This window comes from Sphingobium sp. (genome assembly GCF_032153725.1).
Taxonomy (GTDB): Bacteria; Pseudomonadota; Alphaproteobacteria; order Sphingomonadales; family Sphingomonadaceae; genus Sphingobium.
On sequence record NZ_JALDYQ010000012.1, the window covers coordinates 53,516 to 78,825 of the forward strand.

The 25,310-nt window shown below is 61.3% G+C and carries 20 protein-coding genes and 3 pseudogenes; 11 read left to right on the plus strand and 12 right to left on the minus strand.

The annotated features are described in order from the left end of the window. The first annotated feature begins 9 nt into the window (after positions 1 to 9). Positions 10 to 462: a GFA family protein gene (locus RUH75_RS06210; RefSeq protein ID WP_313803244.1), complete on the plus strand. Its 453-nt coding sequence runs from the start codon at positions 10 to 12 to the stop codon at positions 460 to 462. A gap of 10 nt (positions 463 to 472) precedes the next feature. After that, positions 473 to 919: an acyl-CoA thioesterase gene (locus tag RUH75_RS06215; RefSeq protein ID WP_409592327.1), complete on the plus strand. Its 447-nt coding sequence runs from the start codon at positions 473 to 475 to the stop codon at positions 917 to 919. 7 nt (positions 920 to 926) lie between these two features. On the opposite strand, the gene RUH75_RS06220 is transcribed toward RUH75_RS06215, so the two are convergent. Then, positions 927 to 1,397, minus strand: a complete 471-nt coding sequence (locus tag RUH75_RS06220) for an Lrp/AsnC family transcriptional regulator (RefSeq protein ID WP_313803248.1) — start codon at positions 1,395 to 1,397, stop codon at positions 927 to 929. A gap of 122 nt (positions 1,398 to 1,519) precedes the next feature. Here RUH75_RS06220 and RUH75_RS06225 point away from each other — a divergent pair, with 122 nt between their 5' ends. From RUH75_RS06225 to RUH75_RS06250, 6 genes and pseudogenes are all read left to right on the plus strand, one after another. After that, positions 1,520 to 2,575, plus strand: a complete 1,056-nt coding sequence (locus RUH75_RS06225; RefSeq protein WP_409592329.1) for a Leu/Phe/Val dehydrogenase — start codon at positions 1,520 to 1,522, stop codon at positions 2,573 to 2,575. 5 nt (positions 2,576 to 2,580) lie between these two features. Next, positions 2,581 to 2,838: a hypothetical protein gene (locus RUH75_RS06230; RefSeq protein WP_313803252.1), complete on the plus strand. Its 258-nt coding sequence runs from the start codon at positions 2,581 to 2,583 to the stop codon at positions 2,836 to 2,838. After that, positions 2,835 to 4,064, plus strand: coding sequence for a thiamine pyrophosphate-dependent enzyme (locus tag RUH75_RS06235; protein WP_313803254.1), 1,230 nt, complete (start codon positions 2,835 to 2,837; stop codon positions 4,062 to 4,064). The genes RUH75_RS06230 and RUH75_RS06235 overlap by 4 nt, the downstream gene beginning before the upstream one ends. 11 nt (positions 4,065 to 4,075) lie before the next feature. Continuing rightward, positions 4,076 to 5,080, plus strand: a complete 1,005-nt coding sequence (locus RUH75_RS06240; protein WP_313803282.1) for an alpha-ketoacid dehydrogenase subunit beta — start codon at positions 4,076 to 4,078, stop codon at positions 5,078 to 5,080. Then, a complete protein-coding gene (locus RUH75_RS06245) occupies positions 5,080 to 6,357 on the plus strand; it encodes a dihydrolipoamide acetyltransferase family protein (RefSeq protein ID WP_313803256.1) in 1,278 nt (425 codons plus the stop codon). Before RUH75_RS06240 ends, RUH75_RS06245 begins: the two co-directional genes overlap by 1 nt. Positions 6,358 to 6,753: 396 nt before the next feature. Next, positions 6,754 to 7,452, plus strand: a pseudogene (locus RUH75_RS06250) (NAD(P)(+) transhydrogenase (Re/Si-specific) subunit beta). Positions 7,453 to 7,540: 88 nt separating this feature from the next. Here RUH75_RS06250 and RUH75_RS06255 read toward each other — a convergent pair. The 3 genes from RUH75_RS06255 to RUH75_RS06265 form a co-directional block, all read right to left on the minus strand. Beyond that, the gene (locus RUH75_RS06255) at positions 7,541 to 8,902 is read right to left on the minus strand and encodes a M20/M25/M40 family metallo-hydrolase (protein ID WP_313803258.1); all 1,362 of its coding nucleotides are present in this window, start codon (positions 8,900 to 8,902) and stop codon (positions 7,541 to 7,543) included. Between the two features lie 118 nt (positions 8,903 to 9,020). Further along, positions 9,021 to 9,920, minus strand: coding sequence for a LysR family transcriptional regulator (locus tag RUH75_RS06260; protein WP_313803260.1), 900 nt, complete (start codon positions 9,918 to 9,920; stop codon positions 9,021 to 9,023). 149 nt (positions 9,921 to 10,069) lie between these two features. Continuing rightward, on the minus strand, positions 10,070 to 11,053 hold the full coding sequence (locus RUH75_RS06265) for an MBL fold metallo-hydrolase (protein WP_313803262.1): 984 nt from the start codon (positions 11,051 to 11,053) through the stop codon (positions 10,070 to 10,072). Between the two features lie 161 nt (positions 11,054 to 11,214). On the opposite strand from RUH75_RS06265, the gene RUH75_RS23650 reads away from it, so the two are divergent. Further along, on the plus strand, positions 11,215 to 12,051 hold the full coding sequence (locus RUH75_RS23650; protein ID WP_409592328.1) for a tyrosine-type recombinase/integrase: 837 nt from the start codon (positions 11,215 to 11,217) through the stop codon (positions 12,049 to 12,051). Positions 12,052 to 12,403: 352 nt separating this feature from the next. Here the strand turns inward: RUH75_RS23650 and RUH75_RS06280 are convergent, their stop codons facing one another. The 3 genes and pseudogenes from RUH75_RS06280 to RUH75_RS06290 form a co-directional block, all read right to left on the minus strand. Continuing rightward, the gene (locus tag RUH75_RS06280) at positions 12,404 to 12,598 is read right to left on the minus strand and encodes a hypothetical protein (RefSeq protein WP_313803264.1); all 195 of its coding nucleotides are present in this window, start codon (positions 12,596 to 12,598) and stop codon (positions 12,404 to 12,406) included. Positions 12,599 to 12,867: 269 nt separating this feature from the next. Beyond that, positions 12,868 to 13,941: pseudogene (locus RUH75_RS06285) on the minus strand (branched-chain amino acid aminotransferase). A 38-nt stretch (positions 13,942 to 13,979) separates the two neighbouring features. Next, complete coding sequence (locus RUH75_RS06290; protein WP_313803266.1) at positions 13,980 to 17,450, minus strand: indolepyruvate ferredoxin oxidoreductase family protein; 3,471 nt, start codon at positions 17,448 to 17,450, stop codon at positions 13,980 to 13,982. Between the two features lie 160 nt (positions 17,451 to 17,610). Here RUH75_RS06290 and RUH75_RS06295 point away from each other — a divergent pair, with 160 nt between their 5' ends. Next, positions 17,611 to 18,072 (plus strand): Lrp/AsnC family transcriptional regulator, encoded by a 462-nt coding sequence (locus tag RUH75_RS06295; protein WP_313803268.1) that lies wholly within the window; start codon positions 17,611 to 17,613, stop codon positions 18,070 to 18,072. Between the two features lie 662 nt (positions 18,073 to 18,734). Here RUH75_RS06295 and RUH75_RS06300 read toward each other — a convergent pair. Further along, a complete protein-coding gene (locus RUH75_RS06300) occupies positions 18,735 to 19,298 on the minus strand; it encodes a hypothetical protein (protein WP_313803270.1) in 564 nt (187 codons plus the stop codon). Between the two features lie 173 nt (positions 19,299 to 19,471). Between RUH75_RS06300 and RUH75_RS06305 the strand changes: the two genes are divergently transcribed. After that, a complete protein-coding gene (locus tag RUH75_RS06305) occupies positions 19,472 to 19,747 on the plus strand; it encodes an HU family DNA-binding protein (protein ID WP_313803272.1) in 276 nt (91 codons plus the stop codon). A 122-nt stretch (positions 19,748 to 19,869) separates the two neighbouring features. On the opposite strand, the gene RUH75_RS06310 is transcribed toward RUH75_RS06305, so the two are convergent. From RUH75_RS06310 to RUH75_RS06325, 4 genes and pseudogenes are all read right to left on the minus strand, one after another. Next, positions 19,870 to 20,577, minus strand: coding sequence for a hypothetical protein (locus RUH75_RS06310; protein WP_313803274.1), 708 nt, complete (start codon positions 20,575 to 20,577; stop codon positions 19,870 to 19,872). A 493-nt stretch (positions 20,578 to 21,070) separates the two neighbouring features. After that, positions 21,071 to 21,850 (minus strand): CsgG/HfaB family protein, encoded by a 780-nt coding sequence (locus RUH75_RS06315; RefSeq protein WP_313803276.1) that lies wholly within the window; start codon positions 21,848 to 21,850, stop codon positions 21,071 to 21,073. Positions 21,851 to 21,878: 28 nt separating this feature from the next. Next, the gene (gene mobF / locus RUH75_RS06320) at positions 21,879 to 24,911 is read right to left on the minus strand and encodes a MobF family relaxase (protein WP_313803278.1); all 3,033 of its coding nucleotides are present in this window, start codon (positions 24,909 to 24,911) and stop codon (positions 21,879 to 21,881) included. Between the two features lie 3 nt (positions 24,912 to 24,914). Continuing rightward, a pseudogene (locus RUH75_RS06325) lies at positions 24,915 to 25,310 on the minus strand (conjugal transfer protein TraD); the annotation flags it as partial.

Consider the following 25,310-nt stretch of genomic DNA (forward strand, 5'->3'; position numbering starts at 1 on the left):
GGGGCGGCAGTGACGGATGTATCGGCACTGAGCAGATATGCCGACGATCCCGTGGCGTTGCCCGTAACGGGTGGCTGCACCTGTGGGCAGTTGCGATATTCAATCGGCGCGCAGCCGGTGATCGCCCTGCACTGCCATTGCAACAATTGCCAGAAGCTCTCAGGCACTGGTCATGGTTCTTTCATGATTTTGCCGCGCGTCGCCGCAACCATTGAGGGCAAGGCATCCGACTGGACGTACATTGCGGATAGCGGGGGTACTTCGACCCGCTATTTCTGCCCCGAATGCGGTACGGCGGTGTTCGCCAAACTTAGCCTGCATCCCGACGGGATCGTGGTAACGGCATCCAGTCTGGATGATCGCTCGCAATTCCGTCCTTCCGTGGCGCTTTTTACCGGAGAAGCGCGCGCATGGGACAAGATCGACCCTGAGCTGCGGACTTTCCCCGGCGGGCTGGACTGAGTAACTTACCATGAGTGCGAACGAAGCTCCCGCGATAGCACGCGAAACGGGCAGGGCGGTTGTCTATCCATGGCTTTGCGATGCCATGGGGCATCTCGCCACGCAAAATTATATGCGCTTCTATGACGATGCGCTGTTCCATATACTGTCGATGCTCGGCCCGGTTGTGCGCGAAGAAGGCGGGCAGCGCATTGGCTGGGCCGATGTCCGTCACGATGTTGCCTACCTTGACGAATTGCGCCCCGGCGATCTCGTTGTCCTGCGATCCGCTGTCGTGAAAATTGGACGCAGCTCCGTCGTGCACCGAACATATATGAACCGTGTTTCCGATAATGTTCTTTGCAGTACGCTTGAGGCCACGACAGTGCGATTTGACCTCAATGCGCGCCGCTCGGTCGCGCTTGAGGACGATGTGAAAGCTAATGCTGCCCGCCTGCTGGGTGCATGGGAGGAATGAATGGCTCTCAGGTGTCGAGTGGGAGTTGGGTCGTCGATTTGATTTCGGAAAGCGTGACAAGTGAATTGATGTCCTGAACGCCAGAAACCTGCGAGAGCTTGTCGAAGAAGAAGCGCTCATAGGCTTTGATGTCCCGCGTGACGATACGCAGCATGAAATCCGAACTGCCCATCATCACGAAACATTCTAGCACTTCGGGGAATTCGCCTATTGCCTTGGCGAATTCGGCGACATTGGACCTGCCTACTGCAGTCAGTTTGACAAGGGCGAATATCTCCGTGTTGAAGCCAAGCTTGGCCCGGTCGAGCAGGCTGACTTGGGACTTGATGAAGCCCTCTTTTTTCAGCCTTTGGATCCGTCTCCAACATGGGGCTTCAGACAGCCCGATCTCGTTGGCGATATCGGCATTTGACCGCGACGAATCGCTCTGCAGGATGGCGAGAATACGCCGTTCATGTACGTCCAGATCATCTGGCATCTTTCTCTCCATAAGATCGCAGATATGGAATGATTATCTCTGCATAATCGTAGAATAGCGCACGATTGGCAATTTTTTTCGGCATTCATCATGATATTTGTGATCGCAGAGGAGAATTGCATATGGTGACAGGCACGGCCGTAGCTGCCAATTTCCAGGAGCAGCTGCATTATATTGATGACGAAGCGTCCGGCGTTCGCGGTGTCATCGCGATTCATTCAACGGCGCTTGGGCCGGCTGCCGGGGGCTGCCGGTTGTGGCATTATGACAGCGATCAAGACATGTCGGCCGATGCTATCCGCCTCGCGCGTGGCATGAGCTACAAAAATGCGCTGGCCGGCCTGCCTTTCGGCGGTGGCAAAGCCGTCTTGCGGCGTCCGTCGGGTGCTTTTGACCGGAAAGCCTTTTTCAGGGTGCTTGGCGAAGCCGTTGAAGCGCTGGGAGGCCAATATATTACGGCAGAAGATGTCGGCACGAGCGTTGGGGATATGAAGGCCGTTCGCGAACATACTTCCTATGTTGCGGGTCTCGTAACCGCGCGGGGCATGGCGGGAGGCGACCCTTCTCCTTGGACCGCCCTGGGTGTGTTCCTCTCGATGCGTGAGGCCGCGCGCATGTCGCTTGGATCTGACGTGGCGGGTTTGACGGTTGCTGTTCAGGGGGTTGGCAATGTCGGCACGGGCATGTGCCGTCTGCTTGCCGAAGCAGGCGCGAAGCTTATCATCGCCGATGTGAGCCGCGATCGCGTCAATGACCTGGTACAGGAGTTGGGTGCCGTCGCCATGGATACCGACGAAATCGTTGGTGCGGAGGCCGATATTTTTGCCCCCTGCGCGCTGGGTGCGGTCATCAATGAACGATCGATCCCGCAGATCAAGGCGCGGCTCATCTGCGGCGGCGCGAATAACCAGCTCGCGACCCTCGAGGACGGCTTCGAACTCCAGCGCCGGGGTATTGCTTACGCGCCGGATTATCTGGTCAACGCCGGCGGTATCATAAACGTGGCCGCCGAATACTTGCGCGAAACTACTGATGAAGTTCGCGAGCGTGTAGCGCGTATTCCCGATCGCCTACGCGAAGTGCTGCTTCTTTCCTCGCAAACTGGCCAGCCCCCTCATCTTGTGGCAGACGCCATGGCGGAGCAAATCATCACAAGCGCCAGGGCAGAGGTGGTTTGAGCGCCATGCGCTTCGACATCAGGGCGGTGGCTGACGAGCAGGTGCTGCCCCGAGTGTTGGAGCATCTCGTGCTGCGGGCGTTGCTGCTCAGCCGGATCATCGCCGAGTTGTTTGGCGGGTGGATTGATATTGTGCTGGAAGTGCCCGAACTCGACCCCGCGATGGCGCAATTGATCGTAGAAAAGATGCGCAGCTCAGTTCTGGTCGAGGAAGCGGTCCTGTCTCACCTGTCCACCCATTCCATAGATGGTGTTACATTATGATCAGGAACTACAAGGGGCTCTATGTGCCCGAACCTGCGCACCGGCCCGGGGAGCAGCCTGATTTTGCCCATATCAGCGTACCGCCTGCGGGAAGCGTTGGCCGTCCCTCGGTGACGGTCGATGCATCGGAGATCAGGGATTTTGCTTTTCGGTTGATCCGCGTGCTGGATGATGACGGAATACCACGCGGCGAGTGGAATCTGGACCTCTCGCCTGAGCTGCTGCTCAAAGGTCTGCGGGCAATGATGCTGACCCGCGCCTACGACGCGCGCATGGTTCGCGTCCAGCGACAGGGCAAGACGAGCTTCTATATGAAGTCAACCGGTGAGGAAGCCGTGGCCGTCGCAGCCACCATGGCGCTGGAGCGCGATGACATGTGTTTTCCGACTTATCGCCAGCAGGGGATATTGATCGCGCGCGACTGGCCGATGATCGACATGATGAACCAGGTCTATTCCAATAGCCATGACCGCCTGAAAGGCAGACAGATGCCGGTCTTCTACTCGAGCCGTGAGGCAGGATTTTTCTCGATCTCCGGCAATCTGGGTACGCAATATAGTCAGGCCGTCGGCTGGGCCATGGCTGCGGCTGCCGATGGCGACGAACGTATCTCCGCGGCATGGATCGGTGAAGGCGCCACGGCCGAAGGCGATTTCCATTATGCGCTCACCTTCGCCAGTGTCTATCAGGCGCCCTGCATTCTCAACATCGTCAACAACCAGTGGGCGATCTCTTCTTTCTCGGGCATCGCTGGCGGCGATGCGGCGACCTTTGCCGCGAGGGGCCTAGGGTTCGGTATCCCCTCGCTGCGTGTAGACGGCAATGATTTCCTCGCTGTCCATGCGGTAACGGCTTGGGCGGCCGAACGTGCCCGCTCCGGCAATGGGCCGACCCTCATCGAGCTGTTCACCTATCGCGCCGAGGGGCATTCGACCTCCGACGACCCGACCCGCTATCGTCCGTCCACCGAAGCAAGCATATGGCCGCTTGGCGATCCGATCGAGCGCCTGAAGCAGCATCTGGTGGCTGCGGGCCATTGGTCGGACGAGCGGCACGCGGCGCTACAAAAGGCGCTGGAGGACGAGGTTCGCGCCGTGGGCAAGGAGTCAGAAAGCTATGGCACCTTGCATAGCGGCGACCGCCCGCCTGCCTCCACCATGTTTGACGATGTCTATCGTGACATGCCTCCACATCTCGCTGCCCAGCGTGAGCAGGCAGGAGTGTGAAGATGCCGTCGATGAGCATGATCGACGCGATCAACAGCGCAATGGATGTTGCTCTGGCCCATGACCCTGATGTCATGATCTTTGGGCAGGATGTCGGATTTTTCGGGGGTGTATTCCGCGCCACCGACAGGCTGCAGCAGCGCTATGGTCGGCAGCGCGTGTTCGACGCGCCGATCTCCGAGGGTGGAATTGTCGCGGCGGCCGTCGGCATGGGTGCCTATGGCAAGCGTCCGGTCGTCGAGATCCAGTTCGCTGATTATATCTATCCGGCGACGGATCAGATCATATCAGAGGCCGCACGAATGCGCTATCGCACGGGTGGCGAATGGTGGTCGCCCATCACCATACGTTCACCCTATGGCGGCGGCATTTTTGGAGGCCAGACGCACAGCCAATCGCCCGAAGGCATCTTTACCCATGTTGCAGGCCTGAAGACCGTCATTCCGTCCAACCCTTATGACGCCAAGGGGCTATTGATTGCGGCGATCGAAGATGATGACCCGGTCCTCTTCTTCGAACCTAAGCGCCTTTATAACGGCCCGTTCGATGGGCATCATGACCGGCCGGTGAAGAGCTGGGCGGGGCATGCGGATGCCGAAGTGCAAGCCGGTCATTATACGGTTCCGCTCGGCAAGGCGCGTATCGTGCGCGACGGGCAGGAAGTGACCGTCCTTGCTTATGGCACTATGGTGCATGTTGCGCTCGCCGCCGCTGCCGAAGCCGGTATCGATGCCGAAATCATTGACCTGCGCACGCTGGTTCCGCTCGATCTTGAGACGATCACGGCGTCAGTGGCGAAGACCGGACGGTGTGTCATCGTACATGAAGCGACACGCACCAGCGGTTTTGGCGCCGAACTGGTGGCGCAGGTGCAGGAGCATTGCTTCTTTGCGCTTGAAGCGCCGGTCGAGCGGGTGACGGGGTGGGATACGCCCTATCCGCATGCCTTTGAATGGGAATATTTTCCGGGGCCAAAGCGCGTTGGCGAAGCTCTTAAGCGTGTGGTGAATATCTGATGGCCGATTATATCTTCAAACTGCCCGATATTGGCGAGGGCATTGCTGAGGCGGAAATCGTGTCCTGGCATGTCGCGGTGGGCGATGTTGTGACCGAAGATGAACCGCTGGTCGATATGATGACCGACAAGGCGACTGTCGAGATAGAAAGCCCAGTGTCGGGAAAGATAGCGCGTCTGGCGGGCGATCCGGGCGATCAGATCGCTATCGGTGCGGAACTGGTGGTGATCGAGATAGACGGGGGAAGCGCTAGCATTGCCACTGAAACCCGGAGTGTCGCGGCGAACATTGAGCCTGTTTCCGAGATTGCGGAGAGCGTGCCAGCGGAGGCGGAGCCTGCGCCTGCACCAGATGCCGATAACCCGGAGTCCGAACCTGTTGCAGAAACTCCAGTCACTATACGAGATCAGGTGCTCGCATCTCCCGCTGTTCGTGCGCGCGCCAAGGGTTTGGGAATTGACCTCTCCCGTGTCAAAACGGCAGAGGGACGAATCCGCCATGGCGATCTCGATGCCTTCCTGCTCCATAACAGCGCTCAGGGCTATCGCCCCGCTGGCAGCAGCGCGCGGCGGGAGGACGAGCAGATCAAGGTCATCGGACTGCGTCGTCGCATTGCAGACAATATGGTGGCCTCCAAGCGGAACATCCCGCATTTCACTTATGTTGAAGAGGTTGATGTCACGGCGTTGGAAGTCATGCGCGGGCAGCTCAATGTCAATAGGGGAGATCGCCCCAAGCTGACGATCCTTCCCTTCCTCATCACCGCTGTTTGTGATGTGTTGCCCGTTTTCCCTATGCTCAATGCGCGTTTTGACGATGAGGCCGGCGTCGTGACCCGATATGGCAGTGTGCAGATGGGTATAGCGACCCAGACCAATGCCGGCTTGATGGTTCCGGTCATTCGCAACGCGCAAGACCAGAATCTGTGGCAACTGGCCAACGAGGTCGTGCGACTGGCTGAAGCCGCACGCACCGGCAAAGCCAAATCGGACGAACTTTCTGGTTCAACACTGACGATCACTTCATTGGGTGCTCTGGGCGGCATATCAACGACGCCGGTCATCAACCGACCGGACGTTGCAATCATTGGCCCGAACAAGATCGTCGAGCGGCCGATGTTCATGCCCGACGGCATGGGCGGCGAGCGCATCGAGAAGCGCAAGCTCATGAACATCTCGATCAGCTGCGATCATCGCGTCGTTGATGGATGGGACGCCGCCAGCTTTATGCAGGCTCTGAAGCACAGGCTCGAAATGCCAGTGTCGTTGTTCGGCTAGCATGGTTATTTAGCGTGCCGTGCTCTTTCGTCCGTGATAGCCCGACGGTATTGCTCGACATTGCGTGTTCTGCCGATCTGCTACCAGCATTGAGGCAGGTCAGCAGCGACGCAGAACTTTCGCAGCTCATCGACGCAATTACCCAAGAAATGGGTTCCGCTTTTGAGCATTGATCCAACACGACGACTTACGGTGTCCCTGTCTCGAACGGGTCAATCTTATGGATTATCCGCCCGGTGCTGTTCATCGGATTATTGACGGATGCCGCTATCGCCGCGATCCGATTGTGCGTGGTTGCCTGTATGTGGGCGGCGCATTCATTTGGTCGCAGATCAATCACATAATAGTTCTTGATCGGCTTGATCGGACGGCATTGGAACTCGGCTCAAGGGAGCGCTGCTCAACAGCTATGCGGGTCTGGCGGCGTCTGCGATGGGCTTTGCGCTGGGCAACAAGCTGCTGATCGTGGCGGGCGCGCTGGACGGGGCGTCGGGCTTCATCCTGGCGGTCATCATGTGCAAGGCGATGAACCGCAGCTTCGCCGACGTCATGTTCGGCGGTTTCGGAACGGTGGTCGCGGGTGCGGCGGGCGGCAAGCACGACCGCGTGGTCCGCTCCGCCTCCGCCGAGGAAGCCGCGATGCAGCTGGAAAATGCCAGCAATGTCGTGATCATTCCGGGCTATGGCATGGCCGTGGCGCAGGCGCAGCACAAGGTGAGCGAACTCTATTAGGCGCTGACCAAGAGGGGCGTCGATGTGCGCTTCGCCATCCATCCCGTCGCGGGCCGGATGCCGGGTCATATGAATGTGTTGCTGGCCGAAGCCAATGTGCCCTATGAGCAGCTGGTCGACCTGGACGACATCAACCCCGAACTGCCGCAGGCCGACGTCGCCGTCATCATCGGCGCCAACGACACGGTGAACTCGTCGGCGCGCGACGATCCGCAAAGCGCGATTGCCGGCCTGCCGATCATCGAGGCGGACCGGGCCAAGTCGGTCTTCGTCATCAAGCGGTCGATGAATGCGGGCTTCGCCGGGATCGACAATCCCATCATGGCGGAGCACATTGCGGGCCTCCGCCATCAAAGCAAATGACATGGTGAGCGCGACGGCCAAGCCGCCCAACAGGACGTATCGAAACATGAGGCCTCCGGAAACTCGCAGAAGGATTGATAGCGCGCGATCAGCGGACGTCGGCCACCGCCGAGATCACCCGTTCCCATGCGGTCACATTCTGTTCCAGCGACGCGGGATCGACGCGTGACAGCACGTCATTGGGTGTATGATGCACGTCAAAGAGCTGTGTCGCGTCCTGATGAAGCCTCAGGAGCGGCGCTCCGGCCGCAGCCAACACGCCGATCTCGGCGACACCTGAGCCTGGACTCCCGACGTCAACCGGAATGCCGAGCGAACGCAAGTTATGGCGTACCCTATCGACTGCTTCAGGCGATGTTGTCGGCGGCAGCGTAACTCTCATCACCCGGCCGCCGCCCCAGTCGCTCTCCGCCACGACCAAGGCGCGCTTTACGTCGGCTGTGTGGCGCTCGGTAAAAGCGCGGGCACCGACAAAGTCACGCATGGCACCGGGTTGGCTCACCTCTTCGGCACCGAACCAGACAAGCCGGATCGTGTGGCGCGGGGCCTTGCGCGATCGCAGGATGCGAGTGGCCGCCGCCGTGACGGTAGCAATCCCGAAACCATCATCGATAGCGCCGGTCCCCTGTTCCCAGCTATCGATATGGGCGCCGATGATGATGGGCGCGGCGTTGGGGTCGCTCCCGGGGATCGTACCCACGACGTTCTGCGAAGTGCCAGCACCCGCCCACGCTGCCGTGGATTCGAGGCGCATGCGGACCGGACCCAGTGCGGCTGCGCGCTCAATTTGATCCGCCGCGGCCGGGGAAAGCGCAAAGGCGGGGAATGGGCGCGGCAGGACCGTGCTGGACCCACTGTTCGCCACGTTATCGTAATGGGTTCCCAACGACCGGATGACGAAGCCAACCGCGCCTCTTGCCAGTGCTTCGCCGGGGCCGCGAGCCCGCGCCGGAGCCACGGTAATGTAACCATCGCCGTCGATCGCACGGCGCACTGGTTCAAGAATGGCGACAATGCGCCCGCGAACTTCCGCCGGATCGCTTTTCAGGAAGGCGTCGTAGCTCGTGAACAGCGACACCGGGGCCTCGACGGGTGGTCCTGCCTCCAGTCCCCCCAGAGGGGTCGCGACAAGTCGCTGGGCAACGTCGCCAAGCAGTTCGACCCGCGTGTCACCCGGACTCCAGCGCAGCAAGGGAAAGCGTTCGATCGCGACAGCCTGGAATCCGAATTCCCTCATCTTGTCGCTTCCCCACTTCGCCGCCGCTGCCTCCGCAGCCGACCCGGCAGGACGAGGGCCGAACTTAGTGGTGAGATCGCGCACCAAGTCGTATGCCAAGCTATCTGACCGAATGGCCGGGGAAGACGAGGTTTCGACTTCCTGTCCAAAAGCAGCCGTAGGGACGGCTGTCAGCATCGAAATTGCCAGCAGGAGCGAGCGTTGCCTGTGCATGCCATTCTCCTTCCAGGATTGAACACATTAGGATACGGGAATGGTATCAATGAAGCCGACCAGCATTGATCGGTGCCATCGGTACAATGGATGGCATAGGGCCTGAACGATCCTGAACTCAGCTCCGCTCAACGGTGCCGGCCGCGGCAAAAAGCTGCTCGCGCAGCCAGCGATGCCCTGGGTCCTCCTGATGGCGGGGATGCCAATATGCGCTGATCGCGACAGGCTTCAACGAAACTGGCGGCGCGAAGAGATCGAGTGATGTGTCGAAACGGTGAAGCATGCGTGTGGGCAGCGTGCACAGCAGATCGCTTCCCGCGATAATCGTGGGCGCCACCGCGTAGCTCTGAACCGACATCGCGACGAGGCGGGTGCGGCCGATCGCGTCCAAGGCTCTGTCGATGACGCCGGCGAACGGATCGCCTGCAGATGAGACGAGGAGGTGCGCGTGACTACAAAATTCCTCCAGGTCCATCGGCGCTGTTCCGCGGGGATGGCCCTTGCGCTGGGCCGTGGCAAAGTCATCATCGAACAGCGACCGCCCAATCCAGGCATCGTCCGCTTCAGTCGCGCCACCCACGAAGATGTCGACGTCACCACTTTCGAGCAGGGTCGGGATCTGCTTGCGGTCAGGTACTGCCAATCGCAGGCGCAGACCGGGCGCGGCAGCGCGCACGCGCTGCACGAGGCCCGGACCTAGCATGATCGCCGGATTTTCCTGTAACGCCAGCGTGAACACGCGGCTGCTGCTCGTCGGATCGAAGGTCGCGGGCTCCATGATCGCGGCGATCTGCCGCAGCACATCTGCAACCAACGGGATCAACGCTTCTGCCCGAAGCGTTGGAACCACGCCGCGTCCATTGGGAGCCGGAACGAACAGACGATCGCCGAGCAAGCCGCGCAGCCGGGTCAATCGGGCCGAGAGCGCCGGTTGGCTGATCCCCAATCGCACCGCCGCGTGCGTGACGTTGCGGTCCTGTAGCAGTGCGTCGAGCGCCACCAGCAAATCGATGTCCATGCCCGCTATTGAATTCATGCCCGCCTCGCTCGTGATCCGGCTGATGATCCACGGGATACTACATAGGCGTTGCGCAGGGCGACACATGCATGAACAAAATCACCGGGGCGTCCGCCGGTGATCTTGTCCGAAGATTGGAACGGATATTCTTAGTTGCCATCGCGATTGGTGTACGTCACCGGCACCCAATCGTAGCCCCCTTTGCCGTCAGCGCGGACATGACCGATGCCGGGAAATGGCAGGTGTGGGACAGCGATGAGATCGCCATGTGCGGCAAACTCGGCGAATGCATGCTTGCGCACTGCCGCTGCGCGCTTCTCGTCCTGGTCATAGGCGATGGTCACATCCGGATCAGGAAACTGCACTGCCGCGACGTGGATGGTATCGCCGATGAATACGACGTGTTCACCCTTGCTGATCAGCGTGTAGAAAGCCGCTCCCGGGGTATGCCCCGGATGGACGGTGGCGCTGATGCCCGGCAGAATTTGCTCCGTGCCGGAGAAAGTCTTGAGCTTGCCCGCATCCAGATAGGGTTTCAGCGTGTTCTGCGCGATGTCGAAATAACTCTTGTCATAACCGGTGCGCGCCTGGTTCGCGCGATCAAAGAAGAAATCGACGTCAGGCTTGCCGACGTACACGGTGGCGTTCACGAACACGCGCTGTCCGCCCTTCACCAGCCCGCCCGAGTGGTCCGAATGGGCATGGGTAATAAGGATGTCGGTGATCTGCTCGGGCCGAAAGCCCAGGGCCGCCATGCTGTCGATCAGCTTGCCGCCCTTGCCCGGGCCGAACAGTTCGCCCGAACCGGTGTCGACGAGGATGAGATGCCCTGGCATTTCCATCAGGAACGCGTTGATCGATGCCTCGACGGGATTGGCCTGGAAGTTGCGCGCGAGGAGCTTGTCGATGTTCTGCCGCGTCGTGTGGCGCAGGAGTGTGTAGAGGTTCTGCGGAACGCTGCCGTCGGTCAGCGACGTAACCCGGACGTCACCGACACGAATGCTGTAGCCGCCAGACTGTTGTAAAGCGATGTGCTGCGGGCCGGGGATTTGGGCCGGCGAGGGCATGCTCGTAAGCGAAGCTGTGGCAACCAGCATGGTGGCTGCGACATGGCTCAAGAATGCATACTTCATCGGACAATCCTTTCGAATGGAATGCCGACATTATGGCTGCCCATATGCTATCCGTGGAGGGCACGGCTGTCGATGCCATCCATTCATGCCGTGGATTGCTTGTCGGCGATCGGGTCGGTCGCTTCTAGCCGGATATCCGATCCTTCTTCCGCTACGTCGCCATGAGCGAACCGGAGTGGCTGTTGCACTGCCAGAGAATCCTTGCCCTGCCGGACAAGCGCTATGTGAAACGAAGCGTGACGTTCCTCGATGGCTCCGAGATTGCAGCATTGCTCGCGGCGCCGGATCAATCGACCTGGACCGATCGGCGTGATCACATCCTGTTGCTGGTCGCCCTGCAGACGGGCCTGCGGGTATCGGAGCTGACCGGTCTGCGTTGCAGGGATGTCGTCCTTGGAACCGGCGCACACATCCGCTGCCTGGGCAAAGGCCGGAAGGAACGCTGCACGCCGCTTCGCAGCGATACCGCCAAGGCTTTGCAAATCTGGCTGAAGGAGCGGCGCGGTGAAGATGCGCTTCCGTTGTTCCCTTCCATCCGTGGCGATCCACTCTCCCGTGATGCCCTCGAACATCTGGTCCGCAAGCACTGCTTCACCGCAGCGCGGTCCTGCCCAAGCCTGGCCGCGAAGCGGGTGTACATCCGGCTTGAGGATCTATCTGGGCCATGCGCTGATGGAGAACCGTCATGCCCGATCGTCGAAATGAGCGTGACCCACGCCACCGGCACGGCCGGGCGCGAGGCCGCCCTCGTCATGATCGAGCGAACCCGCAAGCCGGGGAGGCGCGTCACCCTGGCCGGTGACAGGTTGTTCGATTCCGCCAGCTTCGTCACCGCCCTGCGCGAGCGCGAAATCACGCCGCACATCGCCATCAATGGTACCGTCAGCAAACTGGGCAAGGTGCGCAAGACGCTGATCGACCGCCGCACGACCCGCCTGGCTATGTCGCCAGCCTGCGCATCCGCAAACGGATCGAGGAGGCCTTTGGCTGGGTCATGACCGTCGGCGGCATCGCCAGGCTCAAAGTCAGGGGCCTCGCCAGGGCAGAGGCCGCCTTCACCTTCCGCATGATCGCCTAAAACTTGGTACGACTTCCCAAACTCATCGCCAAGCCCACATGATAGCCATCCAACACCCCGCTTGTCGATCAACGACGCTGGCAAAACGCCAGTTTGAAACTCCACCGCTATTGCAGCACCGCTGAAATGCCCCGAAAAATCTCATAAGTCCGGCTCTTTCAGCGGCCTGCTAGAGCGGTTTCGGATCTGATTGCATCAGATCACCGCTCTAATTCCTTTGTTTTACCGCGATTTCTCAACCAGCGATCGATTCCGACCGCTTGGAAATCGCTCTAATCAAGCGGGAACAGCGTTTTGGCCTTCGCGCGGATGCCTTGCTCAATAAGCGTTGACGATCGCGCGGTCAGGTCGAAGCGCACGGTCTTCGAGACCACCGTGCTGCACAGCGCCTGATCCGACAGCCGGGTCATATAGGTCTCGTGCGTGACGGAGCTATTGCCCAGCGCGATAACGATCGAATGGAGCACGATCGATCGCCCGCGCATAGCTCGGCCCGATAATCGACTTCATACCGCACATCGGCCCAGCCGATCTTCCAGGTGCAGTCATCGCTATGGATCGGCCCAGAGCTGCGAGCAGATGGAAGAAGGCGCTGTCGTAAAAGCCCATAAATGTTGGATGGCCAGATGTCCCATGGAGTCGCACAGCCAGGGGAATATGACGCCGCGCCCTGTCTCCATGGCGTTTTCAGGCAGATGGGGAATGGCGGATGGCATGAGGAACCTCGCAGGAAAGATCAGGTCAGGGGGTGCAGCCAGCGATGCGGATCTGGCGCTCTCCCGCGCTGCATATTGATCAGCGTGTCGCGCAGCAGCGTGGTGACGGGACCGGTGCCGCCATCGCCGATCCGGAACCGGCCGGATGGAGAAACCACGGTGCCGATGCCGGCCACGACAGCCGCAGTCCCGCAGGCAAATGCCTCGCGCAGGTGTCCGCTCGCCGCGTCAGCCTGCCATTGCTGGAAGGAATAGGGCTGCTCGCTGACCGTCATGCCCATATCGGCGGCGATGGTCAGCAGGCTGGCCCGTGTGATGCCAGGCAGGATGGTACCGCGCAGAGGCGGCGTGATGATCGTGCGATCGTCGAACAGGAAGAAGATGTTCATGCCGCCCAATTCTTCCACCCAGCGTCCTCCAACCGCATCGAGGAAGATGACCTGATGGCAGTCGTGATCGATGGCCTGTCGTTGGGCGACAAGGCTACCGGCATAATTGCCGCCGCATTTGGCGGCGCCCGTTCCGCCGGGTGCGGCGCGGATATGGTCGGGCGTGACCCACAGGCGGATCGCCTGATCACCACCCTTGAAATAGGCGCCCGCTGGGCAGGCGATGATGCAGAAAATATAGCTGGATGCGGGCCGCACTCCCAGAAAGGCATCGTCCGCAAACATGAAGGGGCGCAAATAGAGGCTTCCCGCGCCCTCCGCGACCCAATGCTGATCGGCGTGGGCAAGCCGCCGGACGGCGTAGAGGAAAATTTCCTCCGGCAGCGAGGGCATGGCCATGCGCGCCGCCGATTCGTTGAAGCGGCGGGCATTTTCCCTCGGACGAAACAGAAAAAATGCGTCCATCAGCCCCGCGATATGCCTTCATGCCTTCGAAGATTTCCTGGGCATAATGCAGCACCGAGGCGGCCGGATCGATCTGGAATGGGCGCCGCGGCCCAGTTGCGCATCATGCCACCCGGCATCGACCGACCAGCGGATGGTGATCATATGGTCGGTGAAATGCTTGCCAAAGCCCGGATCAGTCAGAACCCGTTCCTGCGGTTCAGTCGGTTTGGGATGGGGAATTTCGAAGGCCAGCGTCATATTGTGATCCTTTATTGGCAAGCTGCCCGCCCTGTTCTTCAGGCCGCCTTTTCTTCCCTTGGCATCTCAGGTGCCGCCCGCAGTTCTGCCTGCCGAATTTCATAGGCGGCCATGGCGGCTTCCTTGACCGGCCCATATCCGCGGATCATGTCCGGCAAATCCGCGAGCGCGAGGGAGCGGTCGATGCCCGTTTCGTCCAGTCCGGCGCACAGCGTCTCGACAAGGTCGCGATACTCGCTGGCCAGCCGCCGTTCGTTCCGCCGCTCTACCGTGTAACCAAAGGGATCGGCCCATGTGCCACGCAGTCCCTTCAGCCCGGCGAGCAGGCGGAACGCCGTGAAAATCCATGGACCGAACTTGCGCTTCTTTGGCCGCCCCGTTGCCGGATCGATGCGGGAAAGCAGCGGCGGCGCCAGATAGACGCCAATCCGGCCGCTATCCGAAAACTGGGTGTCCAGCGCATCACGGAAAGCCTGCGCGCCATAGAGGCGGGCGACCTCATATTCATCCTTATAGGCCATCAACCGGTAGCCCTGCGTTGCGACCGCCCGCACAAATTCATCGCCCTTGCCGCCCAGCGGTGCCGCGGCGCGTTGCGCCCGATCGACCATCGCCGCATAGAGCGCCGCATAGCCATCATTCTGATAGGCGCTCAACTCGGCTGTCCGGCGCGCGATCAGCTCCGTCAGCGTTTCCGGAACGATCAGCGCGCTTTTGGCGATGCCAGCAATCTGTTCGACGGCAGGCAAGTCGACGGCGGCGAGCCGCCCCCAGGCAAAGGCACGTTTGTTGAGGTCCACCGCTGCGCCGTTCGCATCGATCGCCGCTTCGAAGGCGCTGCCCGTCAGCGGCAACAGGCCCTTTTGCCAAGCATAGCCGACGATCATCGTGTTGGCCGCGACATTGTTGCCGAACAGCCCTTCAGCGATGCGAGTGGCGCTCAGCAGGAAACCCTTGTCGCCCGCGCGTGCCAGCAATGTCTCGACAATGCGCGGTGTAGGCAGCGCGAAATCGCGATCGCTGACGATGTCGGCGGTCGGCGTCTCGTCTCCATTGAGGACGATAGCCCCCCGGCCCTTGGCGAATTTCCGCAGGGAGTCAGCACTGGCGGCGACCAGCGCGTCGGTGCCCAGCAACAGGTCGGTTTCGCCCGCCCCGATCCGTACCGCGTGGATGTCTTTATCCTTCGGTGCGATGCGGACCTGGCTGACGACGGCGCCGTTCTTCTGCGCAAGGCCGGTGAAGTCGAGCACGGTCGCGTTCAGGCCCGACAGATGCGCCGCGGTGCCCAGCAGCGCGCCGGTGGTCAGCACGCCCAGCCCGCCGATGCCCGCGACATAGATATTGTAGACGTCATCCAGCGCCGGGACCGTCGGTTTCGGCAGGCTGGCGAAACGCTCCCCCTCCATGGCGCGGATGCGGTCGGGGGAAGGTTTGCGCAGTTTCGCGCCCTCGATCTCGACGAAACTGGGGCAGAAGCCCTTGATGCAGGAAAAATCCTTGTTGCAGGCGGACTGGTTGATCCTGCGCTTACCGCCGAAATGGGTCTGTACCGGCTCGATCGAGATGCAGTTGGACTGGACCGAACAATCGCCGCAGCCTTCGCATACACGATCGTTGATGAACACGCGGCGGTCGGGATCGGGGAAGGCATTGCGCTTGCGGCGGCGGCGCTTCTCCGCCGCGCAGGTCTGTTCGTAGAGGATGGCGGTTACGCCTGGCACCGTGCGCAGTTCGCGTTGCAGCGCGTCCATGGCGTCGCGATGGTGCAGCGTGACGCCGGTGGGCAGGCGGGCCGCCTGCCAGTTTTCCGGCATGTCGCTGACCAGATGGATCGCGCCCACGCCTTCGGCTAGCAATTGCGCCAGCACCCGCTCCGGCGCCAGCGCGCCTTCGGCTGGCTGGCCGCCGGTCATGGCGACGGCATCATTATAGAGGATCTTGTAGGTGACGTTGGTTCCCGCCGCCACCGCCGCACGGATCGCCAGCAGGCCGCTATGCTGATAGGTGCCGTCGCCCAGATTCTGGAAAATATGCTCCGTCTGCGAAAAGGGCGCCGCGCCAACCCATTGCAAGCCTTCGCCGCCCATCTGGCTGAAGGTCGGCGTCTTCAGTTTTGGTTGAGACAGCGCCATGACATGGCAACCGATGCCGCCGCCGGAAATCGACCCGTCCGGCGTCTTCGTCGAACTGTTGTGCGGACAACCCGAACAGAAGAAGGGCTTGCGCGCAGGGAAGGGGATGACTTCGCCCCGCTGGCCAGCCTTGTCGAGCATGTTCAGGCGAGCAGCCAGATCGATCACGCCTTCGTAAGGGACACGCGCCACCAGCGCCCGCGCCACCATCAGCGGGTCGAATTCCCCGACGATCGGCAACAGCGGTTTTCCTTCGACATCGGTCTTGCCGGTGACGCGGATGCGCGGCACGTCCCGGTTGAACAGCGCGGACTTGATCTGCCCCTCAACGGTCGGGCCTTTTTCCTCCACCACGAAAATATCTTCCGCACCCTCCGCGAAGGCGAGCAGCGGTTCCGTGGCAAGGGGCCAGCTCATCGCGACCTTGTAGATGGACAGGCCCAGCGCGTTCGCCTCATCCTCGCCGATACCAAGGTTGCCCAGCGCCTGCATCAAATCCTGATGCGCCTTGCCGACCGTGACGATCGCTATGCGGGTGCGGGAAGGGGTAAAGACCGGCCGGTCGATGCGATTGGCGGCAGCCCAGCCAATAGCGGCGGGAATCCGCTCCTCGATCATGCGCCTTTCATATTCGGCACGTTCGGCGGGCCAGTTGATCGACGGATCCCAGTTGAGGCCATGCGCGGGCACCAGATGGGCGGGCGAGACATAAACGGGGAAGGGGGCGGGCAGGTCGAAGCTCGCCGCGCTTTCCACGACTTCTGCGATGGTCTTCATGGCGACCCAGACGCCGGAAAAGCGTGACAGAGCGATGCCTGCCATGCCCAGCGTCAGAATTTCCGAGACATTCGCGGGCTGGAGGACGGGCATATGGACCGACTGGAAAATGCCGTCGGTCTGGTGCGGGAACATGGAGGATTGGGCGCTGTGATCGTCGCCGCCGATGGCCAGCACCCCGCCCAGCGGCGATGTGCCCAGCATATTGGCGTTGCGGAAGGCGTCCCCGGTACGATCGACGCCATTGCCCTTGCCATACCAGATGCCGAACACGCCGTCGGCGCGGGATGGGCCGAAGGCCTTGTGCATTTGCGCGCCCCACAGGGCGGTCGCGGCGAGGTCTTCGTTCAGGCCGGGCTGAAAGACCACGTCATGAGCGTCGAGATATTTCTGCGCTTTCCAGAGCTGCTGGTCGTAGGCTCCCACCGGCGAGCCGCGATAGCCGGAAATCAGCCCTGCGGTGTTAAGCCCCCGGTGCCGGTCCAGGCGGCGCTGCATAAGGGGAAGACGCACGAGAGCCTGTATCCCGGTCATGAAGGCCGGGCCGGTTTCTGCGTTGTAGATCGCCTCCAGGCTGACGATCCGATCATGCTTCATCACTCTTCTCCCTCGATGACCTGGTCTATCGGGAAGAGGAAAAGGGTGCTTGCCAATGATGAGCCGGAACGCAACAGATTGTAGAATATATCGCTAATATCATGGAGATTGATAGTGAAATATACTACAAATTCGCCATAAGCCATTTCGGGGACGATCTATGCTCGATTCGCACGATCAGAAGATATTGCAGCGGTTAAGCGACGATGGCCGGACGACGTGGAGCGATCTGGCCGACCATATCGGCCTAAGCCTGACGCCGACCGTGCGCCGCGTGCATGCGCTGGAGGAGCAGGGCTATATCACCGGCTATTTCGCCCGGCTGGACGAAAAGAAGCTGGCTGGAGCGATCTCGGTCTTCGTTTCTGTAACGCTGGATAAGCAGGTCCGGGCCGCGCTGGAGGCTTTTGAGGCGCGTGCGGCAGAATTGCCGGAAATCATGAGTGGATTCCTGATGTCGGGCGGTGCGGACTATCTGTTGCGCGCGGTGGTACGGGACCTGGATCATTACCGAGACTTGCTGGAAGTGTTGACGCAAATCCCGCACGTCGCGCACATTCAGAGCAGCTTTGCGCTCAAATCCTTCATCAACCGGCCAGCGCCGGTGATCACACAGCGCTGATCTTGAAGGCGCGCAGGCAGTGGCGGAAATCAGGCTGTGGGTTTTGGTTCGGTGAGGAACAGGTCGAGTTCCGCGGACAATTCAGGCTTGAGTTCTGCGAGGAGTAGGCAGAGGAGGGGTTTGATGGCGACGCCATCGATTGGGGAATGTCGCTTCCGCCAATGGCTGCAGCATAGGCATGGATTGTACAGGAGTGCAGAAGGCCACCGCAGTTGCGGGCACGTCACAATGCTGGGGTCACAGCCCTGTACTGAAGCAGGACCGGTTTCAATCCGATCTCATTGTTGCTCAACGCTTCCGTAGAACTCACAGCGAGAACTGCATTCGCTATGGCCGAAAGCTGGCATTCAGTAGTAATATAGCAGCGCGAATCCCCCTCTCGAATAAGGAGCTGGCGGCGGAACAAGTCCAACGATCTAAGGGAAGAATCTACCGATTAAGGGTAATTTCTGTCTAGCGGTCATAGGGAAATTGGTACCGATTCAGTCAGAGTCTCGCGATCTTCGGGAATCGACAAGTAAGCTCAATCAAATCCAGATATTTAACATAATTACTATTATCAAACATTTTCTAACCGGTCCGAACATCTGCCCATTTTTCAGGCGCTTACGGAATTGGCTTGGATGCTCATGTCGCCCTACCTGCGGCTATGGATGACCTCTTTAATGGCGCCGAAGCGTCCGCTTTACCTCGGCGGTGATCGTGTAAACCGCTTCTCGCTGCGCGCCGCGATTGGCATGATCGACGCGGTAACCCTGATAATGCCGGCGCAATAGGCCTGCCTTAACCAGATCCGACACCGCGCGGCTGACGCTGGTCCGGCCGGAACGAATGATGCGCTGCTGAATCTGCGCCTCGCATGCGCGCTCCAGCTCGGCCGGATCAGCGCCGTCCTGCGCCAAGCCCAGAACTTCACCGCGCACGGCCTCGACCATAGCGATGCGCCGACAATCACGCTTCGCTAGCGGCGCCAATGCCTGACAGAGCCAGTCGCGCACGGGCACCCTACCCGTCTCGGTCCTGACATACGGTCCGAGGCTGCCATTGGGTCCCGCTTCCCGAGCGATCAATTCCAGCACGAGGAGCGCGTATCGCGGCCGGCGCGTGACGGCAGCGATACGATCAACCAATTCCGGCTGCGTTGCACTCGCTGGCGCCGCCGCAGACCGCGTGGGCTTCTTCGCCGAAGGCAGGGGTTGCTCAAAAAGGTCAGCCTGATAGAACATATCAGGAATCTAGCAGATGATGAGTCGCTGTGAATCCCCTTTTCTGCGCCGGCTCCAGATAAAACCCATGTGTCACTTTACCCGGCCAGACCGGCTGTTTCCGGGCAAATTCCGTCTTCCAGCCAGCCATGTTCCAGCTTATGCCCTGCGCATCACCAACGGGAGAATGCCCAATGAACAACACCGATCTCGCCGAAGCCCTGGCTGCCGACCATGGCCTAACCAAGGCCGATGCCCGTAAATATGTCGACGCCGTTTTCGGTTCGATCGCTGATGCGGCTGCCAAGGGGCAGGAAGTGTCGCTGAACGGCTTCGGGAAGTTCAAGGTGAAGGACAGCCCAGCCCGTGAAGGCCGCAATCCCTCGACCGGCGCGACCATCCAGATCGCCGCATCGAAGAAACTGACCTTCACGCCTGGCAAGGCGCTCAAAGATCAGGTCAACGGCTAAGCCGTGAGGGGCCGCCGAACGACGGTTCAGCGGTCCTTCTTCTATCAAAACTGCGTGTCACTTTTTCAACGCGGGTAAAGTGACACATGGGTCACTCAATGGCCATTATTGGCTTGTCGTCGTCAGAAGAAGTGCCATTCCAGCATCATGGCATCGACCAAAGCCCAGTCGACCTTGCCTAATTCGAAACCGGCCCGATCAAAAATCCCGTCTGGGTCGCCAGGCACGGATATGTCAGCAGGGCCGGCGAGATAGCGTTCCACAAACTCAATCTCGCTGTTCAGCACGGCTTTGCGCCCTTCCAGGCAAATATCCATGACATAGCGCAGGGCCGGTCCTTCGGCTCTGTCGATCACGCTCCGCAAAGCTGGGGCATCCAGTGCGTCAGCGATGGCGCGCGCATATTGGTTCGCGCCATGTTCAAGGATGCAGATGCGCTCCAGCGTTTCCTGCATGGTCTCCGGACGATCCTGCTCCGCGCCGATCAGATCGGCCACTTCCGATCTGTTCCTTCGCGCATATGCGCTGAGCAAGTGGCTCCTGCGGGCCGGATCCAGATACAGCATGAAGGTCCGACGGTCGAAATTGCGGTAGAGAAAATCATAGCGCGTGACGCCCAGATCCCGCATGCGACAAATACAATGGTAATAGCCCAACGCGTGTAATGTCAGGAATGCCTTATAGGCGTTGGACAGGTTTCGGATGAAGGTGAAATCCCGGCGGGCAATGATGCCCTTGACGCCATAATCAAAACCCAAGGACTCTGCGAACCGGATACCGTAATGTTTTTCGCAACCATTTTGCAGAATGGTGAAGTCGAGGTCATCCAATATTGGATGGCAATGGACCGGACCAGCGGCCGCGAATATATCCCAGTGGATGACGTCTTCCATCATAGCGACCCACAGCTTTGTTTCTCTCTTGTTTCAACCATGCTCGTGCCCGGAAATCAACTGGTTAGAGAGATCGACGGGGCCACCCGTCAGCGGCTGACCCACCAAAATCGTTGGTTTCGCTCGCCATGTCGCAATCAACGCTTGTCGGAGACCAGCAACGCCATTCGCACTGGAGCAGCATCTGGCCATGGGCGAACAGGGGCACACCATCGATCTGCATGGGCCGCCAGCCAAGGCGCTGGCATGGTTCGTTGCGGATATTGCGCCATCCGCAAGGCACGGCGAGGCTGGTCAGTGAGGGACTGCTGTCCTCCTCGCTCGCGCAAGGGAGCACAGACGCTGCGGGTTCAAACAGTTCATGTTGCATATCCATCCTGGCTCTGCTCCTTGTCCTCGCGAAAACATCTCTCTCACTCCCCCTCCACTCTCAATGATCGTGAGGGGTTGCGGTCGGCGGAAGCTGGAGGCGCGCCTCGTCGGCAAGCTTGCGAAAAGCGTCGAGCATCGCGAGCGAACTGATCTTGCCGATATCGGTCGAGCTGTAGGCTCCCCCAAGTGCTCCGACGCCCAGTTCGAGAAGCAGCCCACCCCCGACGATGGTGACGTCACGCTTGCGCGCGGATCCGGTCGCGACCGCGCGTTGCAAGCCGGTCTTCACCTCGACGAGGGAGAGCATGACTTGACTTTCCAATGTCTTCATCTTGAGGCCGACCGCCGAGCCAAAGGCTCCGCCCACGGCGCCACCGCCGCCCCGGCTATTGGCATCGGAATAAAGGAGCTGGGCGGAGAGGAGATAGTCGGCCGCCTTCAATGTGGCGCCACCAAGGGCCTTGCCGTTTTCCACCGCCCCACCGGCCGCCAGCGCACGCTCGCGCTGCAGGGCGTCGAAGGCCCCGCCGCGCTCGACCACCAGGAAGCAATGGGATCGCGCCGCCAGCAGCTTCAACAGCGGCAGCGGATCCACCCGGGCGGTGCTCCCGCCATTTTGCCGTTCCGCCATCTGAACCAGGGCGCGCATGCCGGGCGGCAGTTGATCATCGAGCGTCGGGACCTTGTCTTCCACGAGCGCCACCGTGCCCAGAGGCTGCGCGCATTGCGGCAGGCTGGCACTCTCATCGACACCAGTGCCGCCCTTGCCGAGCTTCTGCGCTGCGAGCGGGGACGTGGCGAGGTACAGGGCAGCGAGTGTGGGAAATGCATATTTCATGACGATGCTCCTTGGTGAAAAATGAGGGTCACAGATCGAGACCCAGGCTGCGCTCGGGTAGCGGCGGCAGGATGTCGGCGCGGTCCGGACTTTGCGCTGGCTGACCCGGCCGAGCCTTGGGATCGGCAGGCTTGCCGCTATTATCCGGCAGCGGCGGGAGATCGGCGGGGATGTCTGCGGGATGGGACGCTGCGCCGGCGGTCACACCCTCAACAGGACCGGGGTCGAACCGGGCAGGTCCGCTTGACCGCGGCCCGTCAATCGCAAGGCGCCCCAGGGTCTCCAGCGCGGAGGTCTTGTTCCCCGGATTATGATCGAGCTGGCGCGCCAGCTTCTCCTTGTCGTCGACGATCATGGTGAGTTCGTCGCGCACGCGCGTAACGCCGACATTGAACAGGCGCTGGTTCGAGAGGTTGCGCTCATGGCTCGCCATGACCGTGATCGCCTTGTCGGTCGTGATCCCCTGGGCCATGTGCATGTTGAGGCTGTAGGCAAGGTCAAGGCGCGAGAGCATCGGATCGCCCACCGCCAGGGTCAGCTGTTTGTCCTGCCCGAGATTGACGGTGACGCCAGTGGCGTCCACTTGGGTTATGCGCGCAATGGCTGCGTTCAACAGGTCGCGGGGCTTGTCAGTCGCCGTCCAGCGGATCGTGTCGCCTTCTCGGAGATGCACACCCTTTTTTTCGGAGAGCTGCAACCGATCGCGCTGCTCGGTGGGGGACAGGCGGGCGGGATCGAACCGGATCTTGCGACGGCCATCGGCAAGATCGACCCTGCCGTTCGCATGCACCTTGAGGACATCATAGCGTCCGGCCTTGAGGCCAACATCGCGGGCCCCGCCCCGCCCGACTTCCAGCACCTGGCCGGCACGGTAATTGGCGGCATAGCGCAGTTCCTCGCGGGTCGTGTTGACGCGCTCGAAGATGGTGAGCTGGATACCTGCGCCCTTGAGGGTGCCCTCGGCCGACAGGCCCGCCTGAATGCGCTCGTTGATCGCCTGCCGAGTTTCTCGTCCCGAGGCGAACACCGCCGTCGCGGCGCGCTCCTGTGGCGATAAGCCAAGCCAGCGATCGGCGGCGTCCTCCGCCGGTGCAGCGCTTTCGACCACTTTGTCGCCGAGCACTTTCATGGCCTGGCTGGCCTTGCCGATATTGGCCAGCGCCGCGACCGCGCGCAGTTCATCGGTGCGCTGGCGGATATTCTGGTCCATGCGCGCCATGGTGCCGCCGCCCGCCTGGATCATGGCGAAGGCCTTGCCGGCATCGATCGAGGACAGTTGCTGGCGATCACCAACCAGGACCAGCTGCTCGATCCCCAGCGCCGCGACAATCTGTTGCAGGCTCAGCATGTCGCGGGACGACACCATCGAGGTCTCGTCCACCACCAGCATGGCGCCCTCCAACCGGTCGCGGGCCGCCGCATAGGCGGGGCCCTCGCGCTGTGCCACGAAGCGTTCATGCGCAAGGACAAAGGAGGCGATCGTCTGTGCCTCGATGCCCGCGCCTTCCTTCATGTCGGCGACCATCTTGTTCTGAAAGGCGAGGCCGAGAATCTTGCGGCCCTCGCCGTCCGCCACCCGCGCGACAGCCGAGAGCATTGTCGATTTGCCGGCGCCCGCGACGCCCTGGATCGAGATCGTCCGATCGGCCGAACTGACGATCAGCGTGGCCGAGCCCAGCTGACCAGGGTTGAGCGGATGACTGCTCGCCTGCTGCAGGCGCTGCGGCGCCCCTGCAGGGTCGAGCATGGGCAGTGCCTGCCCCTTGCCCTCTTCCACCAGGCCCAGGATCTTCTCCTCGGTGGCGAGCGCCTCCCGCGTGGTCAGCATGGGGGCGGCGCGCTCCACGCCGCGGAGCAACAGGCCCTTGTCGACGAGCTGCCCGATCCGCCGTTCGACATGCTCGATGGTCACCCCCTTCAGCCCGAGGTCGAGCGCGGTCTTGGCAAGCTTATGCTGCTCAAACGCGGCTTCGCGCTCGCCGTGAATCCGCACCGCCGAGGCGACCGCCAGCTGGGCGCGGCCCGCCGCCGGACTTTGTACGATGCGGGCGATGCGGCGATCGACAAGCGGGTCATCGTGGGACAGCAATGCGCCCACCGCATGCCATGCTGCGCCAACCGCATCGCGAATGGCGCGATAGCCGGTTTCCAGACGGCCGGCCGCTTCATTGCCCGAAGCCCGGAGCTGTGCTGCCTCCCGCAATTCCAGGCCATTAAAGCCCAGGCCTTGCGCCTTGTCCTTCCAGCCCTGAAGCAGGGCCGCGCGATCCTCGACATTGAGCTTGGGATCACGGGTGCGCGTGGTAATTTCGCGCAGCGCCTCGGGCGATTTGAGGCCCAGTTCCGTGGCCTTCTCCAATATGTCCTGCCGCCGCTGGCTGAACGCGTCGATCACGGGTTGCGGGACGCCGGCGATCTCGAAGGTGCCGTGCTTTCCCTTCAGGTCAACGCCGTAGCCGAGCTTCTCGATCTCGCCACGCAGATAGGCATGGTAGATCGCGCCGATCACGCTGTTGTTGCTCCAGATCCTGTCGGCATGGAGCGCCTTCCATTTGCCGTCGAGCATTTTGGTGAGGTTCGCGATGACGGCGTGGATATGTCCCTGCGGATCAAACGCACGGCTGGTATCATGTTCGAACAGGGCAAAGACGAGATTGCCGGTCGGGATCGGAACCTTGCGCCCCTCCTGGTCCTTGCGGCCTTCCGCCAAATTCTTCTCGACCCAGGCCATGGTCGCCTTCACCGCGGACATATTGGCGGCGAGAATGCGGCGGTCGCCCGCGACATAGGCCATGACCGAGGCGGACTTGGGCATGGAGAAGGTGAGGTCATAGCCGGCGCGCCGGTTCTCGACCTGGCCGACCTGTTCGCCCGAGGGCAATTCCCCCTTGAGGATCGCCTCGAAGCCCTCCTTGCCGACCTCACCCGTCAGACCCAGATCACGGGCGCCTTCCCCTGCCCAGAGGCTGAGTTCGGACGAGCCCTCGACGGTGTAATAATTGTCCTGCGCAAAATAGCTGGCGGCGCCCGATGCCGAGCGGACAGAGGCGATCGACAGCATGGATCAGATCCCCCAATCCGCGCTGTCGCCCAGATCCTTGCCGCCTGAAAAATCCTGCCGCATCTCGAACAGCGACTGATCCTCCACCGGCGTGCGCGGGGACGGCTGGCTGCTCCCTTTCCCTCCGCGATCGGCAGGCTGAGCCGATGCCGGATCGGCACGGTCTGCAAGCGCCCGGTCCGCCGCATGACGAGGGGACTCCCTGGCGGGCTCGGGCTGGTCACGATCGGCGGCCCGGCGGGCTGCATCATGCTCGTCATTTCCCTCCCCGAACAGGATGCGGGCAGCCATTTCCTTGGCAAGATGGACGTCGGGATCGGGCACCTCCTCGACAATCTGCGCCGCGCCATCCCGGCCGCCTGCCTCACCCCCCTCTTCCGCGAACAAGGCGTCGGTTAG

Coding starts and splice junctions, on each gene's coding strand:
- RUH75_RS06305 (WP_313803272.1), top strand. CDS start 19,472: ATGAACAACACCGATCTCGCCGAAGCCCTGGCTGCCGACCATGGCCTA.
- RUH75_RS06220 (WP_313803248.1), bottom strand. CDS start 1,397: ATGCCAGATGATCTGGACGTACATGAACGGCGTATTCTCGCCATCCTG.
- RUH75_RS06260 (WP_313803260.1), bottom strand. CDS start 9,920: ATGGACATCGATTTGCTGGTGGCGCTCGACGCACTGCTACAGGACCGC.
- RUH75_RS06230 (WP_313803252.1), top strand. CDS start 2,581: ATGCGCTTCGACATCAGGGCGGTGGCTGACGAGCAGGTGCTGCCCCGA.
- RUH75_RS23650 (WP_409592328.1), top strand. CDS start 11,215: ATGAGCGAACCGGAGTGGCTGTTGCACTGCCAGAGAATCCTTGCCCTG.
- RUH75_RS06295 (WP_313803268.1), top strand. CDS start 17,611: ATGCTCGATTCGCACGATCAGAAGATATTGCAGCGGTTAAGCGACGAT.
- RUH75_RS06235 (WP_313803254.1), top strand. CDS start 2,835: ATGATCAGGAACTACAAGGGGCTCTATGTGCCCGAACCTGCGCACCGG.
- RUH75_RS06245 (WP_313803256.1), top strand. CDS start 5,080: ATGGCCGATTATATCTTCAAACTGCCCGATATTGGCGAGGGCATTGCT.
- RUH75_RS06290 (WP_313803266.1), bottom strand. CDS start 17,450: ATGAAGCATGATCGGATCGTCAGCCTGGAGGCGATCTACAACGCAGAA.
- RUH75_RS06300 (WP_313803270.1), bottom strand. CDS start 19,298: ATGTTCTATCAGGCTGACCTTTTTGAGCAACCCCTGCCTTCGGCGAAG.
- RUH75_RS06265 (WP_313803262.1), bottom strand. CDS start 11,053: ATGAAGTATGCATTCTTGAGCCATGTCGCAGCCACCATGCTGGTTGCC.
- mobF (WP_313803278.1), bottom strand. CDS start 24,911: ATGCTGTCGATCGCCTCTGTCCGCTCGGCATCGGGCGCCGCCAGCTAT.
- RUH75_RS06215 (WP_409592327.1), top strand. CDS start 473: ATGAGTGCGAACGAAGCTCCCGCGATAGCACGCGAAACGGGCAGGGCG.
- RUH75_RS06225 (WP_409592329.1), top strand. CDS start 1,520: ATGGTGACAGGCACGGCCGTAGCTGCCAATTTCCAGGAGCAGCTGCAT.
- RUH75_RS06255 (WP_313803258.1), bottom strand. CDS start 8,902: ATGCACAGGCAACGCTCGCTCCTGCTGGCAATTTCGATGCTGACAGCC.
- RUH75_RS06315 (WP_313803276.1), bottom strand. CDS start 21,850: ATGAAATATGCATTTCCCACACTCGCTGCCCTGTACCTCGCCACGTCC.
- RUH75_RS06240 (WP_313803282.1), top strand. CDS start 4,076: ATGAGCATGATCGACGCGATCAACAGCGCAATGGATGTTGCTCTGGCC.